The 15346-nt window shown below is 60.2% G+C and carries 18 protein-coding genes; 8 read left to right on the forward strand and 10 right to left on the reverse strand.

Annotation, left to right across the window (positions count from 1 at the left end; translation table 11 throughout):
- Window positions 1–27 precede the first annotated feature (27 nt).
- Together upp and Q8X51_RS06805 are read left to right on the forward strand one after the other, a co-directional pair.
- Window positions 28–666 (forward strand): uracil phosphoribosyltransferase, encoded by a 639-nt coding sequence (upp, locus tag Q8X51_RS06800; RefSeq protein ID WP_027604798.1) that lies wholly within the window; start codon window positions 28–30, stop codon window positions 664–666.
- Between the two features lie 2 nt (window positions 667–668).
- Window positions 669–1943, forward strand: a complete 1275-nt coding sequence (locus Q8X51_RS06805) for a uracil-xanthine permease family protein (protein ID WP_027604799.1) — start codon at window positions 669–671, stop codon at window positions 1941–1943.
- Between the two features lie 65 nt (window positions 1944–2008).
- Here Q8X51_RS06805 and hisC read toward each other — a convergent pair whose 3' ends face one another.
- The 10 genes from hisC to Q8X51_RS06855 all read right to left on the reverse strand — a co-directional run bounded on the left by hisC (window position 2009) and on the right by Q8X51_RS06855 (window position 9987).
- Entirely contained in the window at window positions 2009–3061 is a 1053-nt protein-coding gene (gene hisC, locus Q8X51_RS06810) for a histidinol-phosphate transaminase (RefSeq protein WP_407693129.1), read from the reverse strand.
- 3 nt (window positions 3062–3064) lie between these two features.
- On the reverse strand, window positions 3065–4384 hold the full coding sequence (gene hisD / locus Q8X51_RS06815; protein WP_407693128.1) for a histidinol dehydrogenase: 1320 nt from the start codon (window positions 4382–4384) through the stop codon (window positions 3065–3067).
- Window positions 4385–4512: 128 nt separating this feature from the next.
- On the reverse strand, window positions 4513–5148 hold the full coding sequence (gene hisG, locus Q8X51_RS06820; protein WP_407693127.1) for an ATP phosphoribosyltransferase: 636 nt from the start codon (window positions 5146–5148) through the stop codon (window positions 4513–4515).
- Between the two features lie 161 nt (window positions 5149–5309).
- Window positions 5310–6575, reverse strand: coding sequence for a UDP-N-acetylglucosamine 1-carboxyvinyltransferase (gene murA, locus Q8X51_RS06825; protein WP_034102217.1), 1266 nt, complete (start codon window positions 6573–6575; stop codon window positions 5310–5312).
- Window positions 6576–6598: 23 nt separating this feature from the next.
- Complete coding sequence (locus Q8X51_RS06830; RefSeq protein ID WP_027604803.1) at window positions 6599–6838, reverse strand: BolA family protein; 240 nt, start codon at window positions 6836–6838, stop codon at window positions 6599–6601.
- Window positions 6839–6952: 114 nt separating this feature from the next.
- Window positions 6953–7258: an STAS domain-containing protein gene (locus tag Q8X51_RS06835; RefSeq protein WP_065924287.1), complete on the reverse strand. Its 306-nt coding sequence runs from the start codon at window positions 7256–7258 to the stop codon at window positions 6953–6955.
- Window positions 7255–7902, reverse strand: coding sequence for an MlaC/ttg2D family ABC transporter substrate-binding protein (locus Q8X51_RS06840; RefSeq protein ID WP_065924288.1), 648 nt, complete (start codon window positions 7900–7902; stop codon window positions 7255–7257). The genes Q8X51_RS06835 and Q8X51_RS06840 overlap by 4 nt, the downstream gene beginning before the upstream one ends.
- 11 nt (window positions 7903–7913) lie before the next feature.
- Window positions 7914–8381 carry an outer membrane lipid asymmetry maintenance protein MlaD gene (gene mlaD, locus Q8X51_RS06845; RefSeq protein WP_003171814.1) on the reverse strand — a complete coding sequence of 156 codons (468 nt, stop codon included), beginning with the start codon at window positions 8379–8381 and terminating at the stop codon, window positions 7914–7916.
- Window positions 8381–9178 carry a lipid asymmetry maintenance ABC transporter permease subunit MlaE gene (mlaE, locus tag Q8X51_RS06850; RefSeq protein WP_010213107.1) on the reverse strand — a complete coding sequence of 266 codons (798 nt, stop codon included), beginning with the start codon at window positions 9176–9178 and terminating at the stop codon, window positions 8381–8383. The genes mlaD and mlaE overlap by 1 nt, the downstream gene beginning before the upstream one ends.
- Window positions 9178–9987: an ATP-binding cassette domain-containing protein gene (locus Q8X51_RS06855; RefSeq protein ID WP_003171811.1), complete on the reverse strand. Its 810-nt coding sequence runs from the start codon at window positions 9985–9987 to the stop codon at window positions 9178–9180. Before Q8X51_RS06855 ends, mlaE begins: the two co-directional genes overlap by 1 nt.
- A 311-nt stretch (window positions 9988–10298) precedes the next feature.
- Here Q8X51_RS06855 and Q8X51_RS06860 point away from each other — a divergent pair, with 311 nt between their 5' ends.
- The 6 genes from Q8X51_RS06860 (at window position 10299) to Q8X51_RS06885 (ending at window position 15315) form a co-directional block, all read left to right on the forward strand.
- Window positions 10299–11273: a KpsF/GutQ family sugar-phosphate isomerase gene (locus Q8X51_RS06860; RefSeq protein WP_027604806.1), complete on the forward strand. Its 975-nt coding sequence runs from the start codon at window positions 10299–10301 to the stop codon at window positions 11271–11273.
- The gene (locus Q8X51_RS06865) at window positions 11274–11798 is read left to right on the forward strand and encodes a KdsC family phosphatase (RefSeq protein ID WP_027604807.1); all 525 of its coding nucleotides are present in this window, start codon (window positions 11274–11276) and stop codon (window positions 11796–11798) included.
- An 8-nt stretch (window positions 11799–11806) separates the two neighbouring features.
- Complete coding sequence (gene lptC, locus Q8X51_RS06870) at window positions 11807–12379, forward strand: LPS export ABC transporter periplasmic protein LptC (protein ID WP_065924291.1); 573 nt, start codon at window positions 11807–11809, stop codon at window positions 12377–12379.
- A complete protein-coding gene (gene lptA, locus Q8X51_RS06875) occupies window positions 12366–12899 on the forward strand; it encodes a lipopolysaccharide transport periplasmic protein LptA (RefSeq protein WP_027604809.1) in 534 nt (177 codons plus the stop codon). The genes lptC and lptA overlap by 14 nt, the downstream gene beginning before the upstream one ends.
- Window positions 12899–13624 carry an LPS export ABC transporter ATP-binding protein gene (gene lptB / locus Q8X51_RS06880; RefSeq protein WP_027604810.1) on the forward strand — a complete coding sequence of 242 codons (726 nt, stop codon included), beginning with the start codon at window positions 12899–12901 and terminating at the stop codon, window positions 13622–13624. The genes lptA and lptB overlap by 1 nt, the downstream gene beginning before the upstream one ends.
- A gap of 197 nt (window positions 13625–13821) precedes the next feature.
- Window positions 13822–15315, forward strand: coding sequence for an RNA polymerase factor sigma-54 (locus Q8X51_RS06885; protein ID WP_065924292.1), 1494 nt, complete (start codon window positions 13822–13824; stop codon window positions 15313–15315).
- Window positions 15316–15346: the final 31 nt, after the last annotated feature.

Below are 15346 nucleotides of genomic sequence, written 5' to 3' on the forward strand. Positions count from 1 at the left end.
TTTTTGCCCGCCGCCGGAGCCTTTCCCATGCCCACTCGCGAGATCCGCCACCCGCTGATCCGACACAAACTCGGCCTTATGCGCCGTGCCGACATCAGCACGAAGAATTTCCGTGAGCTTGCTCAGGAAGTTGGAGCGCTGCTCACTTACGAAGCCACCAAAGATTTGCCCCTGGAAACCTACGACATCGAAGGTTGGGCAGGCACTGTCCAGGTCGAGAAAATCGCCGGTAAGAAAATTACCGTGGTGCCGATCCTGCGTGCCGGTATCGGCATGCTCGAAGGCGTGCTCAGCCTGATCCCGGGCGCCAAGGTCAGCGCCGTCGGCGTCGCCCGCAACGAAGAAACCCTGCAGGCCCACACCTATCTGGAAAAACTCGTACCGGAAATCAACGAGCGCCTGGCCATGATCATCGACCCGATGCTCGCTACCGGCAGCTCCATGGTTGCCACCATCGACCTGCTGAAAAAAGCCGGTTGCCGGGACATCCGCGCCATGGTGCTGGTGGCCGCGCCCGAAGGCATCGCCGCCGTCGAGAAAGCCCACCCGGACGTGCAGATCTACACCGCTTCCATCGATGAGCGCCTGAACGAACACGGTTACATCATCCCAGGCCTGGGCGATGCCGGTGACAAGATCTTCGGCACCAAGCAGAAGGACGCGTGAGCATGCAGGATGAATTCAACGACCCGCTTTGGCGCCAGATCCTGTCTGGCGCACAGATGCTCTTCGTAGCATTTGGCGCGCTGGTGTTGATGCCACTGATCACAGGTCTTGATCCAAACGTCGCCCTGTTCACCGCCGGCCTGGGCACGCTGTTGTTCCAACTGGTGACAGGGCGGCAGGTGCCGGTCTTCCTGGCGTCGAGCTTTGCCTTCATTACCCCGATCATTCTTGCCAAGGGCCAGTTCGGCCTCGCAGCGACCATGGGCGGGGTGATGGCGGCCGGTTTTGTCTATACCTTCCTCGGCCTGGCCGTGAAGATCAAAGGCACCGGTTTCATCGACCGCCTGCTGCCACCCGTGGTGATCGGCCCGGTGATCATTTCCATCGGCCTGGCCATGGCACCGATTGCCGCGAACATGGCGATGGGTAAATCCGGCGACGGCGCCGAGTTGATTCATTACCAGACGGCGATGATGATCTCGATGCCGGCGCTGCTGACCACGTTGATCGTCGCGGTGTTCGGCAAGGGTATCTTCCGCCTGGTGCCGATCATCTCCGGCGTGCTGGTGGGCTTTGCCATGGCGTTCTACTTCGGCGTGGTCGACACGGCGAAGATCGCCGCCGCCCCGTGGTTCGCCCTGCCCCACTTCACCGCGCCGGAGTTCAACTGGCAGGCGATCCTGTTTATCGTCCCAGTGGCCCTGGCCCCGGCGATCGAACACATCGGCGGCGTGATTGCGGTGGGCAGCGTGACCGGTCGCGACTACCTGAAGAAGCCTGGCCTTCACCGCACCCTGCTCGGTGACGGGATCGCCACCACGGCCGCCGGCCTGTTTGGCGGCCCGCCGAACACCACCTACGCCGAAGTGACGGGCGCGGTGATGCTGACCAAGAACTACAACCCAAAGATCATGACCTGGGCGGCAGTGTTTGCCATCAGCCTGGCGTTCATCGGCAAATTCGGCGCACTGCTGCAAAGCATCCCGGTGCCGGTGATGGGTGGGATCCTGTGCCTGCTGTTCGGCTCGATTGCCGCGGTGGGGATGAACACCTTGATCCGCCACAGGATCGACCTGGGTGAAGCGCGCAATCTGGTGATTGTGTCGGTGACCCTGGTGTTCGGGATTGGTGGGGTGCTGGTGGGAACCGGGACTGGTCCGGATGACTTCGGCCTGAAAGGCATTGCCCTGTGTGCGGTGGTAGCGATTGGCCTGAACCTGTTGCTGCCGGGCAATGATGGCTGGAAGAACAAGAAGCCGGATGAGCCGCTGATCTAACACATATGGCAGAACCTAATGTGGGAGGCAAGCCCCCTCCCACATTTTTTGATCTTCAGTGTGGCTTAGAGCTCACCCAACCCATCGATCAGCGCCTGGTTCTGCTCCGACGTACCGATGCTGATCCGCAGGAACTGGGCAATCCGCTCCTGTTTGAAGTGCCGCACGATCACCCCTTGCTCACGCAGCTTGGCCGCCAGGCCGGCTGCGTCGTGCCGTGGGTGGCGGGCAAAGATGAAGTTGGCCGCCGACGGCAGCACTTCAAAGCCCTTGCCTTCCAATTGCGCGACCAATTGGTCGCGACTGTCGATGACCAACCGGCACGTCTTCTCGAAGTACTCCCGGTCCTCGAACGCCGCCGCCGCGCCGACAATCGCCAGGCGATCCAGCGGATAGGAGTTGAAGCTGTTCTTGACCCGCTCCAGCGCCTCGATGAGGTCCGGGTGGCCCACGGCCAGGCCCACGCGCAAACCGGCCAGTGAGCGCGATTTGGACAGGGTCTGGGTCACCAGCAGGTTCGGGTAGCGGTCCACCAGGCTGATGGCTGTTTCGCCGCCAAAGTCGATATAGGCTTCATCGACCACCACCACCGAATCCGGGCTGGCCTTGAGAATCTGCTCCACGGCGTCCAGCGCCAGCACACAGCCGGTGGGCGCGTTCGGGTTGGGGAAGATGATCCCGCCGTTGGGCCTGGTGTAGTCCGCTACGCGGATCTGGAACTGCTCGTCCAACGGCACCGGGTCGGACTTGATGCCGTAGAGGCCGCAGTACACCGGATAGAAGCTGTAGCTGATATCCGGGAACAGCAACGGCAGCTCGTGCTGGAACAGGCCGTGGAAGATGTGTGCCAGGACTTCATCGGAGCCGTTACCGAGGAACACCTTGCCGGCGTCTATCCCGTAGTACTTGGCCACGGCCTGCTTGAGCAGGTCGCTGTTGGGGTCCGGGTACAGGCGCAGGTTGTCGTTCAACTCGGCCTGCATCGCAGCCAGCGCCTTGGGCGACGGACCGTAGGGGTTTTCATTGGTGTTGAGCTTGACCAGCCTAGTCAGCTTCGGTTGCTCGCCGGGCACGTAAGGCACGAGGTCCTTGACGAAGGGGCTCCAGAATTTGCTCATGTGTTATTTCCCCTCTTCCAGGATTCTATACTCAGCGCTACGGGCGTGGGCGCTCAGGGATTCACCACGGGCCAGCACCGAGGCGGTCTTGCCCAACTCGGACGCGCCTTGTGGCGAGCAGAAGATGATCGACGAACGCTTCTGGAAGTCATACACCCCCAGCGGCGACGAGAAGCGCGCGGTGCCAGAGGTTGGCAAGACGTGGTTGGGGCCGGCGCAGTAGTCGCCCAGGGCTTCGCTGGTGTGGCGGCCCATGAAGATCGCACCCGCATGGCGAATCGACGGCAGCCAGGCCTGTGGATCGGCCACGGACAGCTCCAGGTGCTCCGGCGCGATACGGTTGGCCACTTCGATAGCCTGCTCCATGTCACGCACCAGGATCAGCGCGCCACGGCCATTGATCGATTTCTCGATGATCTCGGCACGGTCCATGGTCGGCAGCAGCTTATTGATGCTGGCGGCGACCTTGTCGAGGAACTCGGCGTCCGGGCTGACCAGGATCGCCTGGGCGTCCTCATCGTGCTCGGCCTGGGAGAACAGGTCCATGGCGATCCAGTCCGGGTCGGTCTGGCCGTCGCACACCACGAGGATTTCCGAAGGGCCAGCGATCATGTCGATACCGACCTGGCCGAACACGTGGCGCTTGGCAGTGGCCACGTAGATGTTGCCGGGGCCGACCACCTTGTCGACCTTCGGCACACTTTCGGTGCCATAAGCCAGGGCGGCAACCGCTTGGGCACCGCCGATGGTAAACACGCGGTCGACACCGGCAATACAGGCGGCAGCGAGTACCAGTTCGTTGATTTCACCGCGCGGGGTCGGTACCACCATGACCACTTCGGTCACGCCGGCCACCTTGGCGGGAATCGCGTTCATCAATACCGACGAGGGATACGAGGCTTTGCCACCCGGCACGTACAAACCGGCACGGTCCAGGGGCGTGACCTTCTGGCCCAGTACGGTGCCGTCAGCCTCGGTATAGCTCCAGGAATCCTGCTTCTGTTTTTCGTGGTAGCTGCGCACTCGGGTCGCGGCGACTTCGAGGGCCTGGCGCTGGGGCGCGGTGATGCGCGTCAGGGCCAGTTCCAGGCGTTCGCGGGGCAGGATCAGGTCGGACATGGACTTGACGTCCAGACCGTCGAACTGCCGGGTGAAATCCACCAGCGCCGCATCACCGCGCTCGCGCACGGCCTTGATAATGTCGAGGACCCGCTGGTTGACCGAGTCGTCGGACACGCTTTCCCAGCTCAGCAGATGATCCAGATGACGGGCGAAATCCGGGTCGGCAGCGTTGAGTCGGGCAATTGCAGTGGACGTGGTCATAGCGAGGGCCTCAATAGAATTGGCAAAAACTCAAGCGCCCTAAACTAGCAGTCATTTCCGCTTGGGCACCTGAGAATTCTGGCTATGAGGCGGATAGACGGGCGCAGCTTTTCAGCTACGCGGGTGAGTCAACCGCGGTGTCGAGACTCCACTGCCTGGCGCAGGGTGTCGATCAACGCCTGGATACGGGCGTGCTGCATCTTCATCGACGCTTTGTTGACGATCAGCCGAGAGCTGATGTCGGCGATAAAGTCCTGTGGCTCGAGACCGTTGGCACGCAGGGTGTTACCGGTGTCGACCACGTCGATGATCTTGTCGGCCAGGCCGATCAGCGGCGCCAGCTCCATCGAGCCGTAGAGCTTGATGATGTCGACCTGGCGGCCTTGCTCGGCGTAGTAGCGCTTGGCGACGTTGACGAACTTGGTGGCCACGCGCAGGCGGCCTTTAGGCTCGACATCAGCGACACGGCCGGCGGTCATCAGCTTGCACAGGGCAATGCGCAGGTCCAGCGGCTCGTACAGGCCTTGGCCGCCGTATTCCATCAGCACGTCTTTACCGGCGACACCGAGGTCGGCTGCACCATGTTCAACATAGGTCGGCACGTCGGTAGCCCGTACGATCAGCAGGCGAACGTCGTCCTGGGTCGTTGGGATGATCAGCTTGCGGCTCTTGTCCGGATTCTCGGTCGGCACGATGCCCGCTTCAGCCAGAAGCGGCAAAGTGTCGTCAAGGATGCGGCCCTTGGACAGTGCGATGGTCAACATGGGAAACGTCAGTCCTTCATCAGGCTATTGCTGCCCGGTCGCAAACGGCGCCAGACACAGATCGAGGCCATGACAGCCTCGATTTGAAACAAATTCAGCTAACAGCAAGCACAGCCCTGTGGCGAGGGATCTTGCTCCCTCGCCACAGATCACTCCGGGGACTAGCCCGGTACGCGGCGGATTTTCGCGCCGAGCATCTGCAGTTTTTCTTCGATGCACTCGTAACCACGGTCGATGTGGTAGATGCGGTCGATGAGGGTATCGCCTTCGGCGATCAGCGCCGAGATCACCAGGCTGGCCGACGCGCGCAGGTCGGTGGCCATGACTGGCGCGCCCTTGAGCTTCTCGGTGCCGGTCACGATGGCAGTGTTGCCTTCGACCTGGATCTTCGCGCCCATGCGGTGCAGTTCGTACACGTGCATGAAGCGGTTTTCGAAGATGGTCTCGATCACGGCACCCGTGCCTTCGGCAATGGCGTTCAAGGAGATGAACTGCGCCTGCATGTCGGTCGGGAACGCCGGGTACGGAGCGGTACGCACGTTAACGGCTTTTGGCCGCTTGCCGTGCATGTTCAGCTCGATCCAGTCCTCACCGGTGGTGATTTCGGCACCGGCTTCGCGCAGTTTTTCCAGGACCGCTTCCAGGATGGTCGGATCGGTGTCCTTGACCTTGACGCGACCACCGGTGACGGCGGCAGCCACCAGGTAGGTACCGGTCTCGATGCGGTCCGGCATCACTTTGTAGGTGGCCGGGTGCAGGCGTTTCACACCGTCGATGGTGATGGTGTCGGTGCCGGCGCCGGTGATGTTGGCACCCATGGCGATCAGGAAGTTGGCCAGGTCGACCACTTCAGGCTCGCGCGCAGCGTTTTGCAGCACACTGCGGCCGTTGGCCAGGGCGGCAGCCATCATGATGTTCTCGGTACCGGTCACACTGACGGTATCAAAGAAGAAGTTGGCGCCACGCAGGCCGCCTTCCGGCGCCTTGGCCTTGATGTAGCCGCCTTCGACGTCGATGGTCGCGCCCATGGCCTCGAGGCCACGGATGTGCAGGTCCACCGGACGCGAGCCAATGGCGCAACCGCCAGGCAATGCGACTTCGGCTTCGCCGAAACGGGCGACCATCGGGCCCAGTACCAGGATCGACGCACGCATGGTCTTCACCAGTTCGTACGGGGCGATCAGGGTCTTGATGGTGCGCGGATCGATTTCGACGGCCAACTTTTCGTCGATTACCGGCTCGATACCCATGCGACCAAACAGCTCGATCATGGTGGTGATGTCGTGCAGGTGCGGCAGGTTGGCCACGGTCACAGGGCCATCGCACAGCAGGGTCGCAGCCAGGATCGGCAAGGCAGAGTTTTTCGCACCGGAAATGCGAATCTCGCCATCAAGGCGGGCACCGCCGGTAATAATCAATTTATCCATAAGAATCTCGACGCCTTGGGGGCTCAGGTGCGCTCGGCCCAGGCCGCGCGGCTGAAAAATTTCATAGTGACCGCGTGGATGCTGCCATCGGTGATCCACGGGTTCAAATGGGCATAGATCTGCTGCTGACGCTTGACCGGGCTGAGTGCCGCCAGTTCATCGCTAATCACGTTCAGCTGGAAGTTGCAGCCTTCGCCTTCAACTTCTACGTTCGTATCCGGCAGCTTTCCTTCGAGAAAGCTCTTAACTTCTAGGGCCTGCATGATCAACCTCTATCGGCGCCCAGTGCGCACGGGTCGCACATCATACAAAAAAGCCCCGCGCCTGCGAACCCCGCATAGCAGGACTCTGACGGGGGGCTTTATCGATAATGTGTATTAAGGATGCGCCAACAGCTCGGTCAAACCGGAAACTTCGGCGATTTCACGCATGTCTTCGGGCAATGCACGAAGGGTGACCGACTTTTTGGCCGCTTCGGCATCGCGCATGAAACACAGCAGCAACGACAAGCCGACACTGCTGGACTTGGTTACCGCCGAGCAATCCAGCACCAGCGCAGGGGCCGTGCTGGTCTTGATCAGCGCCTGGCCCTGCTTGCGCAGGTCAGGCCCGGTGCGGTAATCGAGCACGCCGCTGAGGAACAGCTCGCCCGCGTCGCCGAGACGAACAGCCGACTCGGTCATTGGGCAGGTTTCCCAGCGGCTTTATCGGTCTCTTCCTTGGCCTTGGCGACTTCACCGGCCCAACCATTGATGGTTTTGTCCAGGTCGTTGCCATTGCGCTGCATGGCGTCGGCGAACTGGTCACGGAACAGCTTGCCGATGTTGATGCCATTGATGATCACATTGCGCAGTTTCCACTCGCCATTGATCTTCTCCAACGTGTACTGCACAGGGTAGACGGCACCATTGTTGCCCTTGACACTCATGTTGACACTGGTGCGGTCGCCCGACTCATCCCCGGCGGGAGCGACGGTAATGCCCTGGTTGTTGTACTCAAGCAAAGCGTTGCCATAGAACTGGAACAGGCCGCGCTTGAAGTTTTCCTGGAACGTCTGCATTTGCGCAGGGGTGGCCTTGCGCGAATATTTGACCGTCATGATGCTGCGCGAAATACCTTCAGCATCGACGACCGGGCCGACGATGGTATTCAGTGCTTCGTAGAATTTGCTCGGGTCTTGCTTGTACTGCTCTTTATTGGCAGTCAGGTCAGCCAACATCCTGTTGGTAGTGTCCTGCACCAGTTCGTGCGCAGAACCCGCTGCGTTGGCCATCAACGGCAGCGCTGCCAGCAGTACCAGGAGGCCACGTCGCAAGGTAGAGATCATGTACAGATTCCTCATTTGGCGTCTTTATTGACCGTATTGAGCAGGAATTTACCGATCAGGTCTTCAAGTACCAGCGACGACTGCGTGTCGTGGATGGTCGAGCCATCCTTGAGCAGGGCTGTTTCCCCGCCCACGCTGACACCGATGTACTTCTCGCCCAGCAGACCCGCAGTGAGGATAGATGCAGTGGAGTCGGTCGGCAGATTATCTACCTTCTTGTCCAGTTGCATCGTCACTCGCCCGGTGAAGCTGTCGCGATCCAGATCGATTGCCGTGACCTTGCCGATGGTCACACCGGCCATGGTCACTTTAGCTCTGACAGTCAAACCGGCGATATTGTCGAAGTACGCGTAAAGTTTATAAGTATCGGCGGTGGGGCTGGCCGAAAGGCCGCTGACTCGCAGGGCCAGCAACAGTAAAGCCAGGATGCCAGCCAGCAAGAAAAGGCCGACACCGATTTCCACAGTGCGGTTTTGCATCAGAAATCTCCAAACATCAAGGCGGTCAAAATGAAGTCAAGGCCCAGTACTGCCAACGAGGCGTACACAACGGTCTTGGTGGTGGCGCGACTGATCCCTTCTGAAGTGGGCTCACAGTCATAGCCTTGGAATACGGCGATCCAGGTCACTACAAAGGCGAAGACGATGCTCTTTATGATGCCGTTGAGCACGTCACCGCTGAAGGTCACGCTGTTTTGCATGTTGGCCCAGTAGGAGCCGTCATAGACGCCCAGCCAGTCCACCGCCACCCACGAGCCGCCCCAGATACCGACCACGCTGAAGATCATCGCCAGCAACGGCAGGGAAATAAAGCCGGCCCACAGGCGCGGGGCAACAATGTACTTGAGCGGGTCCACGCCGATCATTTCCAGGCTGGACAACTGCTCGGTGGACTTCATGTTGCCGATTTCGGCGGTCAACGCAGAACCTGCACGCCCGGCGAACAGCAACGCAGTCACGACCGGCCCCAGCTCACGCAGCAGCGTCAGGGCAACCATCTGCCCCACTGCCTGCTCCGAACCGTAGCTGGACAGGATATTGAAGCCCTGCAACGCCAGCACCATCCCGATGAACACCCCGGAGACCACAATGATCACCAGGGACATCACGCCCACCGAATGCAACTGCTTGATCAACAGGCCGAAGCCGCCACCAATGCCACCGCGGCCGAGCAACGCGTGAAACAGGAAAATCGTCGAGCGGCCCAGCACTTCGACGATGTCGATACCGGATCGACCGAAAAGGCGAACCTTCTCGATAAGAGATGTCTTGCGCATCAGCGCTTCCCCAGAAGGTCTGAGCGGTAATCCGCTGCCGGAAAGTGAAAAGGCACGGGGCCATCGGGATCGCCGGTCATGAATTGGCGAATACGCGGGTTGTCGGCGTTCATCAGTTCTTCAGGCGTACCCTGCCCCAGCACCTGGCCATCGCCGACTACATAAAGGTAATCGGCAATGCTCGCGGTTTCTGCAAGGTCGTGGGAGACCACGATGCTGGTGATACCCAGGGCATCGTTGAGCAGACGGATCAGGCGTACCAGCACGCCCATGGCAATCGGATCCTGGCCGACGAAGGGCTCGTCGTACATGAGGATCTGCGGGTCGAGGGCAATGGCGCGCGCCAGGGCCACGCGGCGCTTCATGCCGCCGGACAGTTCGTCGGGCATCAGGTCGATGGCGCCGCGAAGGCCCACGGCCTGCAATTTCAGCAACACAATGTCACGAATCATTTCATCGGACAGCTGGGTATGCACCCGCAACGGAAATGCCACGTTCTCGAACACATCGAGGTCGGTAAACAGCGCACCGCTCTGGAACAGCACCCCCATATGCTTGCGCGCATCGAACAGATCGCTGCGCGACAGTGTCGGCAGGTTCTGGCCGTTGACCCATACTTCACCGGCGCTGGGGCGCAATTGCATGCCCATCAGACGCAGCAGCGTGGTCTTGCCGCAACCGGACGGACCCATGATGCCCGTGACCTTGCCGCGGGGAATGCGAATATCGACGTTATTGAAGATGCTGCGCGTCCCGCGCTTGAAGGTCAGTCCCTTCAGCTCGACCGCGTAGGCGTTATCGGCACTCATCTAAACTCCTTGGGATGCAGCCTCTCACTCAGACACCATGCATGCGACAAACGTTTGCAACGGTGACGCATATAGATAGCCACATGGGCTGGGCGGACCGAACTGGCGGCGAACTATATCACTGCTGGTACAGGGCGCCCAAGGCCGGAACTGCGCTAGTTCAGTTTAAGGACAGGGAAAAAACGTTGCTGGCTATGTTACTGAGGATCGATCTCAGGCATTCGTTGAATAAAGCCTGACGAACTTGCGTGAGGGAATTGATCATTACCGCTATAATCGCCGACTTTTCGTCAGGCTATACGACTTCAGACATGAGCCAATCCAGCGACCTTATTCAATCCGCGCAACGCACCATCCGCCTCGAAGTTGAAGCCGTAGAAGGCTTGCTGGCCCATATCGACGCAGATTTCGTACGCGCCTGCGAGATGATCCTGGCCAGCAAGGGCCGTGTTGTCGTGGTTGGCATGGGCAAATCGGGCCACGTCGGCAACAAGATCGCCGCCACCCTGGCCAGCACCGGGACTACCGCATTTTTCGTGCATCCGGCCGAAGCCAGCCACGGCGACATGGGCATGATCACCAAGGATGACATCATCCTGGCGCTGTCCAACTCCGGCACCACCAACGAAATCGTGACCCTGCTGCCGCTGATCAAGCGCCTGGGCATCAAGATGATCAGCCTCACCGGCAACCCGGAATCCACCCTGGCCAAGGCCGCCGACGTGAACCTGAATGTTCACGTGGACCACGAGGCCTGCCCGCTGAACCTGGCGCCGACCTCCTCCACCACCGCCGCCCTGGTCATGGGCGACGCCCTGGCCGTGGCGCTGCTGGAAGCCCGTGGATTCACCGCTGAAGACTTCGCATTTTCCCACCCGGGTGGTGCCTTGGGCCGCCGCCTGCTGCTGAAAGTGGAAAACGTCATGCATTCGGGCGAGGAATTGCCCCACGTCCAGCGCGGCACCCTGCTGAAGGACGCGCTGATGGAAATGACCCGCAAGGGCCTGGGCATGACCGTGATCCTGGAAGCCGACGGGCGCCTGGCCGGGGTATTCACTGACGGTGACCTGCGCCGCACCCTGGACCGCACCATCGATATCCGCACCGCGACCATCGACGCCGTGATGACCCCCCATGGCAAGACTGCACGCCCTGAAATGCTGGCGGCCGAAGCTTTGAAGATCATGGAAGACCACAAGATCGGCGCGCTGGTGGTGGTCGATAGCGACGACCACCCGGTTGGCGCCCTGAACATGCACGACTTGCTGCGTGCGGGAGTGATGTAAATGACCAGCGACCTGTTGCAACGCGGCAAACACATCAAACTGGCGATTTTCGACGTTGACGGCGTGCTGACCGATGGCCGCCTGTACTTTCTCGAAGATGGCAGCGAATTCAAGACGTTCAATACCCTCGACGGCCAGGGCATCAAGATGCTGATGGCTTCGGGCGTGCAAACGGCGATTATCAGCGGCAGAAAAACCCCCGTTGTGGAACGCCGCGCACAAAACCTCGGTATTCCTCACCTGTATCAGGGCCGCGAGGATAAACTGGTGGTTCTGGACGAGCTTCTTGGCCAACTCAACCTAAGCTATGAGCAGGTCGCCTATCTGGGCGATGATCTGCCCGACTTGCCGGTCATTCGCCGAGTGGGCCTGGGCATGGCCGTCGCCAATGCGGCGACGTTTGTTCGCGAGCACGCCCATGGCGTCACCACCGCCCGTGGCGGCGAAGGTGCCGCCCGCGAGTTCTGTGAACTGATCCTGCGAGCCCAGGGCAGTCTTGAAGCGGCCCACGCCGCCTACCTATAGAGCGTTTTATGCTGAGTAAAAAGATTCGCAACTTCCTGCTATTCGGAGTCATCGCCGCACTGTTCCTCGCGGTGGGCTACTGGAATATCAGCCCGGGGCGCTTCCTCGACCAGCCTGCAGCGCAGGTTGAAGAAGGGGCTATCGACTATTACGCAACCAATGCCTACAGCGTGCAGTTCCTGCCTGACGGCAAGGTGCAGTACGAAATGACCTCGGACAAAGTCGAGCATTTGAAGGCCACCGAAGTCACCCTGCTGACTAACCCGGACCTGAACCTGTACCGCGGCACCGAGTTCCCATGGCATGTCACGAGCAAGCGTGGCGAGGTGAACCCGGACGGCACCGAGGTAGAACTGATTGACTCGGTACGCGTGGCGCGTACTGACGCCAAAAACCGTGACACCGTGATTACCAGCAGTCGCATGACCGTATTCCCACAGAAGCAATATGCGCAGACCGAGCAAGACGTTAGAATCGACGGCGCTGGCGGTGTATCGACTGGCAAGGGAATGAAAGCGTATTTGAAAGAAAGCAGGATACACCTGCTATCGAACGTAAGAGGACAGTATGAGGCTCGTTAAAACTCTCCCTATTTTGCTCGGTCTGGGCGCAGCACTGGGAAGCGTGAGCGCCTGGGCTCTGCCGAACGATAGCCAGCAACCGATCCACATCTCGGCTGACGATGCGCAGCTGGATGACAAGCAAGGCGTCGCCACCTATACCGGCGGCGTGATCATCACCCAGGGCTCGATGAAGATCACCGGCAACACGGTGACACTGACGCGCACCCAGGCGGGCGATATCGACGTGGTGACTTCGGTGGGCAACCTGGCTTACTTCGAACAGAAGCAGTCGGCTACCGACACCGGCCCGATGAAGGGCTACGGCAAGACCATCCAGTATCACGCCCAGCAGAATCGCATCGTGCTGATCGACCAGGCCAAGGTACTCAGCCCCGATGGCAACTCCACGGAAGGCGAGAAGATCACCTATGACACCGTGAAGCAGATCGCCAACGCCGGTCGCGCCAATGGCAGCAAGGTCACCGCGCCACGCCCACGTATCGACATGGTTATCCAGCCGAAGAAGAAGGCCGAGTAATGGCAACCCTGAAAGCCCAGCATCTGGCCAAGGCCTATAAAAGCCGTCAGGTCGTGCGCGACGTCAGCCTGTCGATCGACAGCGGCCAGATCGTCGGCTTGCTTGGCCCTAACGGCGCCGGCAAGACCACCTGCTTCTACATGATCGTCGGCCTGGTCCAGGCGGACCAAGGTCGCGTACTGATCGACGACCTGGATGTCAGCCACCAGCCAATGCATGGCCGTGCCCGCGCAGGTATCGGCTATCTTCCGCAGGAAGCGTCGATCTTCCGCAAGCTGTCGGTATCCGACAACATCATGGCCATCCTTGAAACCCGCAAGGAACTCGACCGTGAAGGCCGCCGCAAAGAATTGGAAAGCCTGCTCCAGGAATTCCACATCAACCATATTCGCGACAACCTTGGCATGAGCCTGTCCGGTGGTGAGCGTCGTCGCGTGGAAATCGCCCGCGCCCTGGCCACTGCCCCCAAGTTCATCCTGCTGGACGAACCGTTTGCCGGCGTCGACCCCATCTCGGTCGGCGACATCAAGCAGATCATCCACCACCTCAAGGCCAAGGGCATCGGTGTACTGATCACTGACCACAACGTGCGTGAGACCCTCGATATCTGCGAAACCGCGTATATCGTCAACGATGGCCAGCTGATCGCCGAGGGCGACTCTGCCACCATCCTGGCCAACGAACTGGTCAAGGAAGTGTACCTGGGTCACGAGTTCCGCCTGTAAGGCCGCCTGCAAAAACAAGGCGGCGGCAGGTCGTTTGCCCGACGCGCGGGAGTCAATGAAAACCTCCGGATTTTTATTGTTACCGCGCTCTAGGCAAAGCCCCCGATATCAGGCATATAATTTGCTTATGTTTGGCGCTCACGCGCCCTGTCGTGGATGGCGCATTGCGCCGGCGAATAAGGTGTTAAGCCCCTGCCATGAAACCATCGCTAGTCCTGAGAATGGGCCAGCAGCTGACGATGACACCGCAGCTGCAACAGGCCATCCGCCTGCTCCAATTGTCGACCCTGGACCTGCAACAGGAAATCCAGGAGGCCCTGGAGTCCAATCCGATGCTCGAACGCCAGGAAGAAGGCGACGACTTCGATAATGCAGACCCATTGGCCGACAACATCGAGCAAAAACCCAATTCCGACGTACAGGAACCCTCCTACCAGGAAACCGCCCCCACGGTGGATAACCTTGAGGAAGGCGATTGGAACGAACGCATTCCCAACGAACTCCCGGTGGACACCGCCTGGGAGGACGTCTACCAGACCAGCGCCAGCAGCTTGCCCAGTAATGACGATGACGAGTGGGACTTCACCACCCGCACTTCCGCCGGCGAGAGCCTGCAGAGCCATCTGCTGTGGCAACTGAACCTCGCGCCGATGTCGGACACCGATCGCCTGATCGCCGTGACCCTGATCGACTGCATCAATAACCAGGGTTACCTGGACGAGACGCTCGAAGAGATTCTCGAGGCCTTCGACCCGGAACTGGACATCGAGCTGGACGAAATCGAAGCGGTCCTGCACCGCATCCAACAGTTCGAGCCCGCCGGCATCGGTGCCCGCACCCTGAGCGAATGCCTGCTGCTGCAACTGCGCCAGCTGCCCGCCAAGACCCCATGGCTCGCCGAGGCCCAGCGCCTGGTCACCGACTATATCGACCTGCTGGGCAGCCGCGACTATAGCCAGTTGATGCGGCGCATGAAGCTCAAGGAAGACGACCTGCGCCAGGTCATCGAGCTGGTGCAAAGCCTCAACCCGCGTCCAGGCTCGCAGATCGAGTCCAGCGAAGCCGAATACGTCGTTCCCGACGTGATCGTGCGCAAGGACAACGAGCGCTGGTTGGTGGAACTGAACCAGGAGTCGGTGCCGCGCCTGCGGGTCAACCCGCAATATGCCGGTTTTGTGCGCCGTGCCGACACCAGCGCCGACAACACCTTCATGCGCAACCAGTTGCAGGAAGCGCGCTGGTTCATCAAGAGCCTGCAGAGCCGCAACGAAACCCTGATGAAAGTGGCCACCCAGATCGTCGAGCATCAGCGCGGCTTCCTGGAATATGGTGACGAGGCGATGAAACCGCTGGTCCTGCACGACATCGCAGAAGCGGTGGGCATGCACGAATCGACGATTTCCCGGGTGACCACACAAAAATTCATGCATACCCCACGGGGCATATATGAGCTGAAATACTTTTTCTCCAGTCATGTCAGCACATCCGAAGGCGGCGAATGCTCGTCCACGGCGATCCGCGCAATCATCAAAAAACTGGTTGCTGCGGAAAATCAGAAAAAGCCGTTGAGTGACAGCAAGATCGCTGGTTTACTGGAGGCACAAGGCATTCAGGTTGCCCGTCGAACCGTCGCCAAGTACCGCGAGTCCCTTGGGATCGCGCCTTCCAGCGAGCGTAAGCGTTTGATGTGACGGGCGGGCCACAGCGTTCCAGTGGTGGGTA

The organism is Pseudomonas sp. Yb2C2 (genome assembly GCF_052112325.1).
Lineage (GTDB): Bacteria > Pseudomonadota > Gammaproteobacteria > Pseudomonadales > Pseudomonadaceae > Aquipseudomonas > Aquipseudomonas marginalis.

What these genes read in the sequence shown, in the direction of transcription:
- upp (WP_027604798.1), top strand. Translation starts at nt 28, where the DNA reads ATGCCCACTCGCGAGATCCGCCACCCGCTGATCCGACACAAACTCGGC.
- Q8X51_RS06805 (WP_027604799.1), top strand. Translation starts at nt 669, where the DNA reads ATGCAGGATGAATTCAACGACCCGCTTTGGCGCCAGATCCTGTCTGGC.
- hisC (WP_407693129.1), bottom strand. Translation starts at nt 3,061, where the DNA reads ATGAGCAAATTCTGGAGCCCCTTCGTCAAGGACCTCGTGCCTTACGTG.
- hisD (WP_407693128.1), bottom strand. Translation starts at nt 4,384, where the DNA reads ATGACCACGTCCACTGCAATTGCCCGACTCAACGCTGCCGACCCGGAT.
- hisG (WP_407693127.1), bottom strand. Translation starts at nt 5,148, where the DNA reads ATGTTGACCATCGCACTGTCCAAGGGCCGCATCCTTGACGACACTTTG.
- murA (WP_034102217.1), bottom strand. Translation starts at nt 6,575, where the DNA reads ATGGATAAATTGATTATTACCGGCGGTGCCCGCCTTGATGGCGAGATT.
- Q8X51_RS06830 (WP_027604803.1), bottom strand. Translation starts at nt 6,838, where the DNA reads ATGCAGGCCCTAGAAGTTAAGAGCTTTCTCGAAGGAAAGCTGCCGGAT.
- Q8X51_RS06835 (WP_065924287.1), bottom strand. Translation starts at nt 7,258, where the DNA reads ATGACCGAGTCGGCTGTTCGTCTCGGCGACGCGGGCGAGCTGTTCCTC.
- Q8X51_RS06840 (WP_065924288.1), bottom strand. Translation starts at nt 7,902, where the DNA reads ATGATCTCTACCTTGCGACGTGGCCTCCTGGTACTGCTGGCAGCGCTG.
- mlaD (WP_003171814.1), bottom strand. Translation starts at nt 8,381, where the DNA reads ATGCAAAACCGCACTGTGGAAATCGGTGTCGGCCTTTTCTTGCTGGCT.
- mlaE (WP_010213107.1), bottom strand. Translation starts at nt 9,178, where the DNA reads ATGCGCAAGACATCTCTTATCGAGAAGGTTCGCCTTTTCGGTCGATCC.
- Q8X51_RS06855 (WP_003171811.1), bottom strand. Translation starts at nt 9,987, where the DNA reads ATGAGTGCCGATAACGCCTACGCGGTCGAGCTGAAGGGACTGACCTTC.
- Q8X51_RS06860 (WP_027604806.1), top strand. Translation starts at nt 10,299, where the DNA reads ATGAGCCAATCCAGCGACCTTATTCAATCCGCGCAACGCACCATCCGC.
- Q8X51_RS06865 (WP_027604807.1), top strand. Translation starts at nt 11,274, where the DNA reads ATGACCAGCGACCTGTTGCAACGCGGCAAACACATCAAACTGGCGATT.
- lptC (WP_065924291.1), top strand. Translation starts at nt 11,807, where the DNA reads ATGCTGAGTAAAAAGATTCGCAACTTCCTGCTATTCGGAGTCATCGCC.
- lptA (WP_027604809.1), top strand. Translation starts at nt 12,366, where the DNA reads ATGAGGCTCGTTAAAACTCTCCCTATTTTGCTCGGTCTGGGCGCAGCA.
- lptB (WP_027604810.1), top strand. Translation starts at nt 12,899, where the DNA reads ATGGCAACCCTGAAAGCCCAGCATCTGGCCAAGGCCTATAAAAGCCGT.
- Q8X51_RS06885 (WP_065924292.1), top strand. Translation starts at nt 13,822, where the DNA reads ATGAAACCATCGCTAGTCCTGAGAATGGGCCAGCAGCTGACGATGACA.